Origin of the sequence: Vibrio makurazakiensis (assembly GCF_050337375.1) — a bacterium.
Lineage (GTDB): Bacteria > Pseudomonadota > Gammaproteobacteria > Enterobacterales > Vibrionaceae > Vibrio > Vibrio makurazakiensis.
The window spans coordinates 1-14989 of sequence record NZ_JAKJSW010000104.1 but is presented as its reverse complement, the minus strand read 5'-3'; the positions used below and the strand labels follow the sequence as shown (position 1 = coordinate 14989).

General features: G+C 42.4%; 12 protein-coding genes. 6 read left to right on the top strand and 6 right to left on the bottom strand.

The features are described from left to right. On the bottom strand, window positions 1-2707 hold a 2707-nt coding region (torS, locus tag L4C33_RS12860; RefSeq protein WP_428812826.1), incomplete at its 3' end, for a TMAO reductase system sensor histidine kinase/response regulator TorS. Between the two features lie 94 nt (window positions 2708-2801). Between torS and torT the strand changes: the two genes are divergently transcribed. The 4 genes from torT to L4C33_RS12840 all read left to right on the top strand — a co-directional run bounded on the left by torT (window position 2802) and on the right by L4C33_RS12840 (window position 6724). Continuing rightward, window positions 2802-3851: a TMAO reductase system periplasmic protein TorT gene (gene torT / locus L4C33_RS12855; protein ID WP_428812825.1), complete on the top strand. Its 1050-nt coding sequence runs from the start codon at window positions 2802-2804 to the stop codon at window positions 3849-3851. Window positions 3852-3859: 8 nt separating this feature from the next. After that, the gene (locus tag L4C33_RS12850) at window positions 3860-4315 is read left to right on the top strand and encodes a methylglyoxal synthase (protein ID WP_428812824.1); all 456 of its coding nucleotides are present in this window, start codon (window positions 3860-3862) and stop codon (window positions 4313-4315) included. Window positions 4316-4632: 317 nt separating this feature from the next. Then, a complete protein-coding gene (locus L4C33_RS12845) occupies window positions 4633-6369 on the top strand; it encodes a sensor domain-containing diguanylate cyclase (protein ID WP_428812823.1) in 1737 nt (578 codons plus the stop codon). Between the two features lie 202 nt (window positions 6370-6571). Next, a complete protein-coding gene (locus tag L4C33_RS12840) occupies window positions 6572-6724 on the top strand; it encodes a hypothetical protein (protein WP_428812822.1) in 153 nt (50 codons plus the stop codon). A gap of 84 nt (window positions 6725-6808) precedes the next feature. Here L4C33_RS12840 and L4C33_RS12835 read toward each other — a convergent pair whose 3' ends face one another. The 3 genes from L4C33_RS12835 to hcp form a co-directional block, all read right to left on the bottom strand. Then, window positions 6809-8323, bottom strand: coding sequence for a sodium:solute symporter family protein (locus L4C33_RS12835; RefSeq protein WP_428812821.1), 1515 nt, complete (start codon window positions 8321-8323; stop codon window positions 6809-6811). Between the two features lie 288 nt (window positions 8324-8611). Beyond that, a complete protein-coding gene (locus L4C33_RS12830; RefSeq protein WP_428812820.1) occupies window positions 8612-9661 on the bottom strand; it encodes an FAD-binding oxidoreductase in 1050 nt (349 codons plus the stop codon). A gap of 86 nt (window positions 9662-9747) precedes the next feature. After that, window positions 9748-11409: a hydroxylamine reductase gene (gene hcp / locus L4C33_RS12825; RefSeq protein WP_428812819.1), complete on the bottom strand. Its 1662-nt coding sequence runs from the start codon at window positions 11407-11409 to the stop codon at window positions 9748-9750. Window positions 11410-11685: 276 nt separating this feature from the next. Between hcp and L4C33_RS12820 the strand changes: the two genes are divergently transcribed. After that, window positions 11686-11949 carry a hypothetical protein gene (locus tag L4C33_RS12820; RefSeq protein ID WP_428812818.1) on the top strand — a complete coding sequence of 88 codons (264 nt, stop codon included), beginning with the start codon at window positions 11686-11688 and terminating at the stop codon, window positions 11947-11949. Between the two features lie 35 nt (window positions 11950-11984). After that, a complete protein-coding gene (locus L4C33_RS12815; protein ID WP_428812817.1) occupies window positions 11985-13154 on the top strand; it encodes an alpha/beta hydrolase in 1170 nt (389 codons plus the stop codon). Between the two features lie 160 nt (window positions 13155-13314). Here the strand turns inward: L4C33_RS12815 and L4C33_RS12810 are convergent, their stop codons facing one another. Together L4C33_RS12810 and L4C33_RS12805 are read right to left on the bottom strand one after the other, a co-directional pair. After that, window positions 13315-13929 (bottom strand): LysE family translocator, encoded by a 615-nt coding sequence (locus L4C33_RS12810; protein WP_428812816.1) that lies wholly within the window; start codon window positions 13927-13929, stop codon window positions 13315-13317. Window positions 13930-14037: 108 nt separating this feature from the next. Continuing rightward, on the bottom strand, window positions 14038-14958 hold the full coding sequence (locus L4C33_RS12805) for a LysR family transcriptional regulator (RefSeq protein WP_428812827.1): 921 nt from the start codon (window positions 14956-14958) through the stop codon (window positions 14038-14040). Window positions 14959-14989 lie beyond the last annotated feature (31 nt).

The following is a 14989-nucleotide window of genomic DNA, read 5'->3' as shown; positions in this document are numbered from 1 at the left end:
CTATAATTTCTAGGCTGCTAGACTCAAATAAGTGAATGATTTCTTTTACTTTATCTATACCAAGCACCTTTAAATCAGACTCGATAACCTTAAGGTTAATGATCGACATATTCTTCTCTTCTACGGTTGTCTGGTCTTTGTCGATCACATCAGTGTTCACTACTGATTGGCATTGTTTCGTTTGCGGTAACAACAGCGACTTTCCTCCAAGCTGTGAAGAAATCACACTCTCTAGTGCTTCTTTCTCTAAAGGTTTAGGTAAGAAACTGTCGAACCCAGAAGCCAAATAGCTTTCGACTTCCTCATTAAATACATGGGCAGATACCGCGACCATTGGAATACTTTGCGATGACCCTGATGTTGATTCCATCGCTTTTAATGTTTGAATCAAGTCCACACCACTACAGTCTGGCAAATTAATATCCACTAAGGCGATATCAAAACTTTGCTGAGAAAAAGCTGCGAGCGCTTCTTCTCCAGACATAGCAATCACCACTTCATGCTCCATATTGTTTAAGAAGCCTTCTGCTACCATACAGTTTACCGGGTTATCCTCTATCAATAAGACTTTTGCACGGATGCATTGTTCTTCAACCAAAGGCATAGCACCCGACACCTCTGAACCTTGCTCTAGAGATAACGTAAACCAGAAACGACTTCCTTCGCCTTCAGTAGAGTCGACACCTATTAAGCCATTCATGGCTAAAATGATCTGCTTACTAATAGCTAAGCCTAGTCCAGTTCCGCCAACTTTGTGTTGACCAGAGCTCGCCTGCGTAAAAGCATCAAACAAGCATGTCTGCTCATCATCAGGAATGCCTAGCCCGGTATCGGTCACTTCAAACAGCAGCTTGCTCGGATCATCAAGGTCTAAACTGATGTAGATATCGACCGAGCCGCTATCAGTAAACTTAATAGCATTACCAACTAAATTATTCAGGATCTGGCTTAATCGGGTCGCGTCTCCACGCCAAAATTGCCCTACATCGCTTTCAATAAAGTAAGTAAATTCGATCGATTTCTCGCTAGCTCTGCCTTCCATCAACGAGTATGTATCTTGCACCATTTGGTATAAGTCAAAAGATGCTAAACGGATCTCTAAATGGCCTGCTTCAATTTTAGAATAATCAAGTACGTCGTTTAGGATCGCCAGTAAGTTTTTACCACTACGATTAATTATATCGGCGTATTTAACCTGCAAGTCATTAAGCCCCGTATCTTTGAGTAGGCGCGCCGTTCCCAATACACCGTTCATCGGTGTACGAATTTCATGGCTCATTGTCGCCAAAAATGCGGATTTTGCTCGGCTCGCTTGTTCTGCTGCTGAACGTGCTTTGGCGTGATTAACCACTTCCACATTCAAGCGTTTATTGGTCTTTTGTAATTGATAGGTTCTCTCGGTTACCAATTCTTCTAAGTGTTCTTTATGATCTTCTAATTCTCGCTTGGCTTTCGCCTCTCCAACCGCTACCACTTGTAAAGCTTGGGCCGTATTTCGAGCGGTGATAATCGCTTCACCAATGCGAGCAAGTTCATCGGTCCCTTTTACGGGAATATCAATATTCAACCGCCCTTGCGCAATAGACATTAGCGCCGATGAATACTCTGTTAAACGCTTAACAACAGAGACATATACGACTCGCCAAACAATCAAAGCAACAATGATCAAACCAATAACCGAGATAACCGACAACGTCCACTGAGCATAATTAAGTGTCGTGGTAAGTTCATCAACAGCTTTGGTCGTACTTAAATTTGAGTCATCCACCAGACGATTAACCGTGGTATTAAGGGCAGTGAACAGTGACAGTGTATTCCTCATTAATAGCTCAGACTGTTGCTGATTTTCATAACGCTTGAACAGAACATCAAATACCACTTTTCGCTTACTCAGTTCTTCAAGTAAGTAAGACATCTGCTGGGATCGAGTTGGGTCTTCTACTGCCTTCACACGTCTTTGCATGATGCGTAGATTAGATTCGAATTCCGTTTTGATCTGATCAATTCGATCAATATTGACGACCGTTTGAAATTCTTCAATTTGGTTAAGCATTTGAAATGCTAACAAGTGGAGTTCATGAAGTCGCTCAGAAAGATCCAGGTCCACTTCCACTAAAGCGTCTAACGCTTCATAAGCCTTTTCAGTTTGATCTTTATCGAGTAAGTCATAGATATGAGTAACATTCGCTACAGCAATGGTACTGGTATTAAGAACTTGAGTTCGGGTGAGTTGTTCGAGCTCTTCTCCTAGTAACCGCATTTCACTAACACGCGCCGTTAGTTCACTCACTAACCACAACTTTCTTTCTACTGAAATACCTAACTCAGCCAATGTATCAATCACACTTTGGACGTTAGTTTCTAATTCATTGAGAAGTTGAGAGTCGAAAGAATCCACGCCTAACTCTTTAATATGTGAAAGCAGTAATTCCAACTGATCAAACAATACCGTGCCTGCGGCTTTACGCTCTTGTTCGTTCTTAGCGTTAGACAAGATTTGTACTGATGAGATAATACGCGTACTGAGCTCCGAAACTTGCCTCGCTTCAATCATGGCTGGCAATGCTGAATCAACGACATTACGCTCTGTTTTCGCTACGAAACTAAAACCAGATACACCGATCAGCGCAGAAACGAGCACTAGCGTGGCCATTGCGATAAAAGAAACCAGTAACTTTTTGCCTATACTCGCCGTTGCTAACAACATATATCGTAAACCTTCAAAACATTCTTCTTTACCCAACCAGAATACGCTATATTTTGCAGTGTTTACTTAACTAATGCCAATAAACAGCCTATTCATGACCATCAAATCTCTCATCTTATCCATGATTCTCTTTTTCAGCGCTAGCGTAGCTTCATACAGCTCTGCTGCGAACGAACCAGAGCGGGTGAAAGCGCCTGAAAAAGTGTGTGCAATATACCCGCACTTAAAAGATTCTTATTGGCTATCGGTTAACTATGGAATGGTTTCTGAAGCGAAAAAATACGATATTGAGCTAAGAGTGCTTGAAGCCGGAGGTTACCCTAATAAGGTAAAACAACAGGGACAGCTGGCATTGTGTACTCGTTGGGGAGCTGATGCGATCATTCTTGGCACCGTCTCGCCTAATATCTTCTACGATAACCTAGGAAGTTGGGTAGGTTCGACACCTGTATTCGCCACCGTCAATGACCTATCACTCAATGAAAAACAGTCTGAGTTATTAAAAGGGACAGTTGGCGTAGATTGGTACAACATGGGTTATCAAGCTGGTGAGTTTTTAGCGAAAAAGCACCCGAAAGGCAGTGGTAAAATTGATATTGGTTTGTTGTTAGGTCCACAAGCAAGGGGTGGAACAAAGCCAGTCGCAGAAGGTTTTTATGATGCGATTCAAAACAGTGATATTAATATTTTTGTAAGCTACTGGGCTGATAATGATAAAGAGCTTCAGCGAAACCTTGTTCAGCGTGTCATTGATATACCCAATATTAAATACATTGTGGGCAGCGCAGTTGCTATTGAAGCGGCAATTAGTGAGCTCAGAGCAGAAAAGAAAACCGACAAAATTGGGTTAGTTTCTAGCTACCTTAGTCATGGTGTCTATCGTGGATTACTCCGTAATAAAGTGCTCTTTGCCCCGACAGACAAAATGGTAGAGCAAGGGCGGTTATCAGTACATCAAGCGGTTAGCTACCTGCGTGGTCAATCCTATGATATAAAGGCTACACCAATAATAGAGCCACTGACGCCAACAACCCTACAGGGACAGGTCATAGCAGACTCATTATCACCTTCTGCATTTCGCCCTGTGTTTAGCGTCGAAGCCCCCAGCTTCTCAATAAATAACAAAAAAGAATCCAATAATTAGGGAACATAATGCAAAAAACAACAAGAAAAATGCCAGCACACAAACATATTGCCCTTGTTGCTCACGATCATTTCAAGCCTGAGCTTTTAAGATGGGTAACAGAGAACAAAGAAAAACTTCAGAAACACTTTTTATACGCGACAGGTACTACTGGCTCTATGCTTAGTAAAGAGACAGGCTTGGCAATTAAGAGCATGATTAGTGGGCCTATGGGCGGCGATCAACAACTTGGTGCACTTATTTCTGAAGGCAAAATCGACATGTTGATTTTCTTCTGGGATCCACTAAACGCTGTTCCACATGATCCAGATGTAAAAGCCCTACTGCGCATCGCAAGTGTTTGGAACATTCCAGTTGCAGCAAACCGTGCAACAGCAAACTTCATGTTCAGCTCAAGCCTACTTGAAGAAGAAGTTGATATTGAAATTCCAGACTACGAAGCATACCTAGCTAAACGTACTTAACTAGACGAACTTAGTTTTACCAAGCTGTTTTGATAAAAGCCCTTCGCATTATGTCGAAGGGCTTTTTTGTTTAGGCGGCAGGTTCGATCAGTGGTAAGTAAACTAATTACCTCATTGCAACATTCTATTCCCTTTTCTTTCCCTTATTGAACCAAGTGCACACAAATGAGACAAGTTGCCTATCTTCAGATCACCAATTAAAAATGACCAACTAAACTAAAGTGCTGAATATCAAACAATAAACCATATTGAGTGAATGGTTATTRATAATACACGTCAAATAAGTTCTTTAGTCCAAACGTTATGATGGAGAAATAATGAAGAAAAAGTCATTTAGTCTATTTCAGTACTTTCCTATCCTAGCACTCACCGCTTCGATGGTTATTGGTGGTTACTTTTATAATAAGACCCTTGATGAGTGGCTTACTAAAATTGTTAGCGGCTACATGTTCAGCCTTATTGACGACGTTTCATATCAGATGCGAGATCAGCAGTTGGACTTATATGATATGGACATCTCCGAGATCGATCAGTTCATTAGTACTATGTCCCAGGCTAGCTTCGGCCGTCGCTTCACTATTATCCATAGCTCAGGCAAAGTCCTAGGTGACTCACAACTCAATTCTCGCGAGTTATTAACAACAGATGACCATAGCAAAAGGCCGGAAGTTGTTGCTGCGCTAAGTGGCGAAGAGGGGTTATCAAAGCGGTACAGCCCAACACTCAATCAAGAACTACTATACGTTGCTAAAAAGCTCGAGCTCGTTCCCGATGAGCATGGCCACGACACCACCTATATACTTCGCTTAGCCATGCCTATGACCACACTCTATGCGATGGCGAAAGATCTTCAGTCCATCGTATTTACTCTTATGGGCTGTTCACTGTTTGTATTAGTGTTTTCCTCTTGGTTCAGTAATAAACGCATTTTCCGTTTAGTTAACTTAGAAAGAGACAAACAAGAAGAACGCATCAAAAAAAGCACTCGTGAAATTGGGCTGCTTCACCGACTGGCGAATATGCTTGCTGCATGTAACAGCATTACTGAAGCTCAAATGGTGGTTGCTGACATTGTCCCGAGAATTCTTGGCGACATTAATGGCTGCGTGTCCATTATGCGTGAGTCACGTAACCAATTAGAAGTGAGACTTGATTGGGGAGGAAGTTGGCCTGCAAATCAAATGTACGCCCCTCATGACTGCTGGGCACTTCGCAAAGGTAAACATCACCTCTCACAAGACGAAAACCACAATTTACCATGCAATCATATGAGCCAGTGTGAAACGGACGGGATCACTTTGTGTGTACCACTCACCGCACACGGTAACACTGTCGGAATGTTCCACCTTTATTTTGAAGAATGCACAACAGGTATCGATGAAGAAACAAAGCAACTGGCGTTTACTATTGCCGAGCATTTAGGTTTAGCACTCGCAAATTTAAGCCTACAAGAAAAACTGCGTTCTCAAGCACTCAGCGATCCACTGACAGGGCTATTCAATCGTCGTTACTTTGAGGAAGCGATTGAAAGTGAATGGTCGAAATCACAGCAAGACAATACTCCCCTGTCCTTGTTGATGCTCGATTTAGATCACTTCAAACGTTTCAATGATAACTTTGGTCATGATGCGGGCGACTACGTACTCAAAGAGGTCGCAAGCCTACTTAAGCGAGAAATTGGCGAGGCAGATGTCGCCTGTCGTTTAGGTGGTGAAGAACTTGCGGTTCTAAGCTCTAATAGCTCAGTTGAAGAGTCTATAAAGCTCGCAGATAGACTTGTCGAGGCTGTACGCGAGTTGCACCTAGAAATGAAAGGACTGTCTCTTGGTCAGCTCGGCGTTTCCATTGGCGTTGCGACCTACCCAGACGTTAACGTCGACACACAAGAACTAATAAAAATGGCAGATACCGCCCTTTATCAAGCTAAAGACAATGGCCGTAGCCAAGCAATCCACACCAGCATTACTAACAACGTCACTAGTAATACAGATGAATCAAGCAAAGATATTTTTGAATCCAAAAATGTTGAAGCGATAAAAATTAAAGGTTCATAGGCTATAAAAAAGATCGCTACATCGTACATTTACGTGTAGCGACTTTCCTCTTCTCGTTATTTTCAATCGTTCGACCTCGCACCATCATGATAGACAATTTTAATCCTCACGATTAAATAGCTGATTAGTCGTATCACACCCTTTCTGATTAAATCCGCCTAAAGATTTACCACGTCCAATAAGTAATATTTAAGGTGTTTACATGTTTGCAATTGATGAAGTAGTAGTCGCAACTAAAGGTGTTGACCTAGGTGAAATGGTTGTTACAGGCATTAGTGGTGGCGGTACTTTCATACACGTTAAAGCGGGTGACATTACATTAACTTACCCTGCTCGCGATTTAAAAAAAGCGTAATTGCTTTTGCTCTTTAGTAAAAATGCTCCATAACCTAAAAAGGTAGCCTCTAGGCTACCTTTTTTATTTCATATCTTTGATTGGTTATTGAGCAGTATTCAGAGGACGCTTCGGCGACGAATCTTCCTTCAGCACTCCTGACTCAGATAGCTCCATTTCCATCAACGCACGTTCATCATCCAATATCGCTTTTGCCATTTCTGGCGTCACCTGATTAGCGGGTGTACATAAACTCACAACTACGCCTAACACCAATGCAGATAAACATGACGGGATAACAGGATTGCCCCAAAAGCTGGTTAAATCAGCACTGAACATAACGACCAATGAAGCCGCAGACGCCCCCACTAAGGTTGCTATTGCTCCTTGCCAGTTATAACGTCGCCAAAATTTACCCAGCATTCCACATACAAACATCCCCGACATCACTGTTGAAATCATTTTAGTGATATACCCAATAATATCGTTAGATGTCAGTGCAAAGAGCAAAGCAAAACCAATCACTACGATAAGTGCTAAACGCGAATAATTCAGCATCGACTCTTTATTAGGAACTCGCCCTGTAAACATCACATAAACATCACGTAATAAAATAGACACGCCTGCAATCGCGTCAGAACTGGCGCTAGACATTGTCGCAGAAAGCCCCGCAATCAAAACAACCATACCAATACCAGCAGGTAATACTGTCGCTGCAATATATGGGAATGAATAATTGGGATTGTCTAGCGTAGGATCTATCGCATGAGCAGCCATGCCGATGATGGCTGGAATAATCGAAAACAAGAGATACAAAACACCGGATGCAACAAACGAACGGCGAATAGTTTTTACATCTTTACCTGAATAAATACGCTGTCGAAAAGACGGGGTAGCTAGCACACCGACTCCAATGACCACTGCTAATGAAATCGCAGGTAACACACCCAGTTTATCAATCGCTAGAAAGCTAATCGCTTCAGGCTCCATAGCTGCATATACGTTATCCAAACCGCCGATATGCTCTACCGACAATACTGCCATTAAAATGAAGCCCGCAAATAAAATAACGGCTTGTATTGTGTCGGTCCAAACAACCGCAGTGTAGCCACCAATAACAACATAAATAGTAAAGGCGGCAGCAATCAAAACTTTTGCCAYGCTCAAGTCGATATCGGCTATCCAAGCAAGGTACATTCCTCCGCCTAAAATGTGAGCGCCTAGCCACCCTATTGAGGCAATAAAAATCAGTAACCCCACTACATTTTTGACGATGTGATTTGCACCAACATAATAAGCAAGTTCTTCGCTCATAGTCATAAAGTTAAGAGCTCTCACTGGGGCAAACCACCATGCAAGCAGCAAGATACCAATTGCGCCACCAATGCCGTATAAAGCCCCTGCCCAGCCGTTTGTATAACCAAAACCGACAGCGCCCATACTCGAGCCCGTACCAACCATAGTCGCAACCGTCGTGCCAAGCACAAGGAAAAGTGGTAACCCGCGTCCACCCAATAAGAAATCTTCACCTGATTTTTGATTCCGAGAGACAAACCAACCTAACCAGATCAAAAAACAAACATACAAGCCAAAGCCCGTTAAAAATAGTGAACTGTTCATACCACACCTCCTGTGACGTATCGAATTCAACCATGAATTCGTAATGCATAATCATTGAACGATTGTCGGCTCACGGCCTAATATCGGTTGAGGGGAAAACTGAGGCGGATACTAACAACAATAATTGGTCACCAATACTGTAAGAGTAATTATCTGTGACATCAAGTAATGATAAAATTGTAAACAGTTAACGCGCGGTCACAAAAAACCGTCCAAATTAGGACGGTTGTTCTGATGCAGCTAATACATTGATTATGCTTTCGAGAGACAAGCACTCTACTGAAGTGATCAGAGTGAAACTTCTAAATCCGACTGAATCGTACTAGAACATGCTAAAACATAACCTTGCTCGATTTCTTCTGGTGTGAGCGTTTCTGTGCTCGTTGTCGTTACAGTGCCTTTATCAACTTTACACTTACACGAACCACAAATTCCGCTACGACACGCAGCAATAACAGGGACGCCTCCTTTCTCTAAAGAATCGATTAAAGGAGAGCCTTTTTCAGCTTCAAGTTCTACCCCAAAACTCGGAACAAAGACATTTACAGCTGATTGCTCAGTTCCAGATTCCTCATTAGCCATAGGTGTGCTTTCAACAGGCTTAGGAGTAAAACTTTCTTGATAAAAGTTCGCCATGTTGAAATCAATTTCTTTCAAATAACTTTCTACATCCTGCATAAAACCAACAGGACCGCACAAGTACACTGTTCGATCCTGGATATCAGGGCTGAGTTTCACTAGCCAGTTTTTATCTAAACGACCTTGAGGGCAATTCGTGTCAGTATTGTCTTTCAGTAACAAGCGGAGGTTGAAGTTAGGGTGTTCTTTTTCTAACTGTACAAGTTCTCGGTAGTAAATGGTTTGCTGTCGATCTCGAGCCATATGTATGAAATCAATCTCAATGCCGCTGTCAAAAGATAACCAATATCTCACCATCGCCATAACAGGAGTAATACCACAACCCGCACTCACCAAGGTCACTTTGTTCGACGTTGAAGGAACACAGTCAACACAGTTAAAGCCACCAGCAGGCTTTAATACATCAATTTCATCCCCTTCATCTAACTCATCAACAATAAAATTAGAAACAATACCACCTTCAACACGCTTAACAGTAAGCTTCAGGCTACTCCCATTCGGAGCTGAACTGATAGAATACGCACGATATTCAAATTGCTCAGGCATATTCAAACCTAGCGTCACAAACTGCCCCGGCTTAAATTCAAAGGTGCGTTCTTGATCAGAATAACCTAGCTCTAAACTGACGGTATCGGCTGTTTCATGCCATTTTTTAAGACAAACGAGTTCAATTGAATCACTTTCAGACCATGCTTGCATAACCGGGTGACCTCTTTTATTTAATTCAGAATAAGATAAAAACGTAAAAGCCTCAGCGTATGCCGAGGCTTAAATATAGAAAGTTACTACGCTGCAAGAATGTCTTTTAGGTCTTTCTCTGGAGTAGAGATAGAACGCATATCGAACTCATCTTGAATGATTTTCAATAGGTTCTCTGTCAAAAATGCTGGCGCGGTTGGGCCTGTATAAATACCTTTTACACCTAAAGCAAACAACGTCAGTAAGATAACTATCGCTTTTTGTTCGAACCAAGAAAGAACCAGTGTTAGTGGCAATTCATTAATACCGCAGTCAAATTCTTTAGATAGCGCTAACGCCAATTGAATTGCAGAGTAAGCATCATTACATTGGCCAACATCTAGTAAACGTGGAATGCCGTTGATTTCACCAAACTGGTTCTTGTTGAAACGGAATTTACCACACGCCAAAGTTAAGATAACTGAATCTTCTGGAGCTTGAGCAGTGAAATCTGTGTAGTAGCTACGCTCTGATTTATCGCCATCACAACCACCCACTAGGAAGAAGTGCTTAATGTTGCCTTCTTTCACTTGATCAATCACAGCAGGCGCAGCTTCCATCAAGGCATTGCGACCAAAACCAACAGTGATCATTTGCTCGATCTCATCATGTTGGAAGCCAGGATGCGCAAGTGCACATTCAATTACTTCGCTAAAATCATCGCCCTCTACATGAGCAACACCAGGCCAACCAACAATACTACGCGTGAATAAACGGTCACGATACTGGCCCACATCAGGATTAAGCAGACAGTTTGAAGTCATTACGATAGCGCCTGGGAAATTAGCAAACTCTTTTTGCTGGTTCTGCCATGCGCTACCATAGTTACCCACTAGGTGAGGGTATTTTTTCAGCTCAGGGTAACCATGTGCAGGAAGCATTTCACCGTTGGTATAAACGTTAATGCCCTTGCCTTCAGTTTGTTGAAGAATCTTCTCTAGATCATGTAAGTCATGACCAGATACTAAAATACAGTGGCCTTTTACCGTTTTTACATTAACGGCCGTTGGCTCTGGGTGGCCGAATGTATCCGTTTCACCCTTATCTAGCATTTCCATTACTTTATAGTTCATCAAACCAATCTGCATTGACGTATCAAGTAATGCTTTTAGATCCGTTGGGTCTGTGCCTAGGTAAGCCATAATTTCATGGTACTCACCTTGAATTTCTTCATTTGTTTGCCCCAATACGCAAGCATGCTCCATATACGCAGCAGCACCTTTAAGGCCGTACAAACAAAGTAAACGTAAACCAATAACATCTTCGTGTTGAGAGTCATGACCACGGTTAACCGCCGCTTGTGGCGCTAGTGCCATCAGAGCTTCTGGGTCTGTTGGAAGGTCAAATTTAGCAGCTGGCGATAACTCTGGAATTTCAAAACCAGTTAGAGTTGCAGCAGCACGAACTTGCTGCTCAAGCTTTTGCTTGAATTGATGAGATTGCTGAGCAAATTCAATGATACGTTCAGGATCAAAGTTTACATTAGTCAATGTTGCGAAGAATGCACGTGGTGCCCATTCATCAATTTCAGAATCGATAACACCACAAGCTCGGCCTAGACTGGCCCAAAAAGAAACACCTTGGAGAGAATGCACCAACACGTCTTGCAAGTCAGAAACATCTGAAGTCTTGCCGCACATACCTTGTGCAAAAGAACAGCCTTTAACGGTTGGGGTTTGAATTGTTTGTTCACATTGAATACAGAACATATTTGGCTCCAGTAATGATTWCGTATCCGTAAGTACATTGCTTACGGTGATATATATACGCTCTCTCTAGAGCACTAAGCGTGCCAACTTTTAACCTATTGATTTAAAAGTAAAAACACCAATAACCATATTTTATGTATGTATTTATGACTACAAAAATACCAATCATAAAAACACATAGCAGTCATAGTGACTCGTTAATGCTAAATTGGAATCGTTCATGTTTGATTCACATTCGACTTGCTATAGTGATGATAAATAAGACGAGGAAAGATTATGAAGAATATATTTGTCACAGTATTTGCCCTAATTGCAGGTTTTATGGCTTTAGTTACAAGCCTAGTATTGGCTATCCCGCTTGCAATCGCTGCTCTAATTACAGGTAAACGCATTCAAAATAAAATGAAGCAGCAAGGTTTCACGACAAACCAATCAGGTAGCCCATTTACGGCAAGCCAATTTGCAGAGCACCACTACTCTAAAACGAGTGATGCCGGCGTTATTGAAGGTGAATATGAAGACCTTTCAAAACAAAAGTAACCACGATTACCTGAATTAATGACAAAAGCGAATCAATGAAGAAAAAAGCCATTATGATTGCCGTACCAGCAACGCTCACTATTGCAGTGTTGCTGGGTTGCTCTGCTGAAGTTGTAGAGCCTGCTTATGAAAAATCAGATCAACTCCCCCACTACCAGCAAGAAACATTCGAACAATACGCAACTGAAACAAGACAGTGGCTTGCCGAAAATCGCGTATTTATGACGGATAATAAACGTCAAGAGCTAGACGCAAACTCACCAAAGGAATATCAACCAACCGACCCTAATGGCCAAGCAGTACTGCTCGTTCACGGTTTAGGTGACTCACCGTATTCATTTGTTGATGTCGCAACCCACTTACAACAGCAAGGGTATTTGGTTCGCACAATTTTGCTTCCTGGTCATGGCAGTAAAGTCGGTGATTTGATGCTACCGACTTTGCAAGATTGGCAACAAGTTGTAGATCACCATACCAAGCTACTCCAGAAACAATATGACTCAGTTTGGCTTGGTGGGTACTCAACTGGTGCAAACCTGGTAACTTCACAAGCAATCAATGACCCAAGTATCTCAGGGCTCATGCTATTTTCACCGGCGTTTCAACCAAACTCTCCTGCGGTGCAGTATGCTGAGTTTGCCAGTAATTTTGTAACTTGGGCCGATCAAGACCCTGAAAACAACTACTTAAGATATAACTCCCTGCCAATGAATGGGGCAGCGGTGTACTACCAAACGTCAGAAGTGGTACGTGACAACCTCGCTAAACAGCCATACAACAAACCCGTATTTGTAATGATGAGCGAGGGCGATAGCGTAATAGATACTCAATTTGTCGCCGAGCAGTTTTCGAATACGCTAACCAACCCAAACAATGCTCTAATTTGGCAGGGCGAGTCATCATTAAATGATCCGCGCAGTACTGCCTACTCTATGAAAATTGATGAGCAACGCATTTCGAACGGTTCGCATATGGGGCTGTTATTCTCTCCTCAAAACCCAAACTACGGCATTGATGGAAGCGAGATTATTTGCAGTAATGGGCAAGGTGTTGAGCTCGAAGAACAGTGTATTGCTGGTGAACCCGTTTGGTATTCCGCATGGGGTCATCAAGAAGCAGGGAAAATTCATGCACGTCTAACGTATAACCCATATTTCGAAGAGAGCATGAATGCTTTAGATGACGTTTTGAGTGCAGTTCGCTAGCGTCAGTAACATCTAACGAATATAGAACCAAAGTATAGTTCTTAAACATTATAGCTAAATAAAACGCCCCACTTACATATCAGTAAAGTGGGGCGTTTTTGCTTTCGACCTAACTGATTATTTCTTGCCTCGATTCATACCAACCAGTGGCAGCATTAAGTTACGCCGTCACGACAACTCGAATCGCTAGTAGGATCAATACCACTCCAGACAAGCGATCGATCAATTGCGCTTTGGAACGAATTCGATCGACAACTAATGGACTTGAGAGAATAAAAGTAATGAATGTGTACCATAACCCATCAACAATCCATGGTGTTGCAACAAGGATCATTTGACTACTTAAATCATTACCTAACGCAATAAACTGGCTGAATAATGCGATAAAAAACAGGGCAATTTTAGGGCTGAGGATAGAAAGCAAAAAAGCTTCTCTCGCCGACTGCCAGTAACTCATGCGCTCGCCAGATTCTAACTTAGCAGCAACTCCACCTTTTGAGCGTAGCGCGTTATAACCTAAGTAAGCTAAATAACCCGCGCCTGCGTAGCTTATGCCCTTGAACAGCATTGGAGACTGTTCCAATACAACAGCCAAACCAATAATCGTAACAAACGCATAAAGCCCAATACCAATGGCATGAGACCATGCAGCAACCAGTCCATGAGTTCGTCCACCAGCTAAACTATGCTTTGCAATCATCGCTAAACTCGGCCCTGGCGACATTGCACCTAATAAACAAATAGCCAAAAGTGAAAGCCAAACTGTCAACGTCATTTTTATATCCTTGTATAAGCCTCGAAGGCAATGTGTTCAATCAGAGAGCCGACAGTAGCAAGCGTGAATCATTAATTGAAATCAGTAGTTGTTATCATCGTTATGATTTTAAATCATACCTATCGAATAGCTAGATTCTCGCATACTCGAAAAAACCAGCTCCCTAACCCAACGATGGGAAGAGTCATTGTCATATTTAGGGTGCCACATCAGCCAATAGAGATGACTAGGTGTATCGAATGGTAACGGACGGAATTCCAAATCATGATTATGGAATAAGTTTATCGCGATATGCTCAGGCACAATCATCAAGTGATCATTACGTGACAAAGCGTTCCATGCCGCGGAAAAGAAAGGCACTTTTAGCGCAATTCGGCGCTTATATCCTAGTTCTTTTAAGGCAATATCGGCGTGAGAATCCTTGTCACCTCCCCCTGTAACTTTAATGTGAGGGTACTGAATGAGATCCTCTACAGATAAATGATTTTGGTGTGCCAAAGGGTGCGCTTTACGCATCACACAAACCGACTTATCTTCCCCTAGCTTAAGGCAAGACACTTGCTCAGGTTTGCTAGGTAACATTGTGGATGCCAGGTGGATACCCGTTTCATTCATACAATCGAGGAAGCTAGGTTGCCACAGGCTATACGCGAGATCGAGTTGCGGTGCCTGTTCGGCCAGCTTAGTTGCAATGTCAGGCAGAATATACTGCGCAACATAGTCACTAGATGACAAAATGAGTTCGCCTTGCCAATCTTTAGGGTCAAATGGCTTGTCATCTAAAAAATGATCAAATTCTCCCAATAATGCATCGAGCTTTTGCTTAAGTAACAAAGCTCTTGGCGTAGGGATTAAACGGTTGCCGTCTCTCACTAAAAGCGGATCACTACACAGATCACGAAGTTGAGCTAACTGACGACTTACCGCTGACTGCGTAATATGCAGTCGTTGCGCTGCACGACTCACATGACACTCTTCTAGCAAAACATGTAGAGAACGTAGCAAGTTGAGATTGATATTATTCAGCATAGGTAACCCAGGCTTTACGCCACTCTTGTGC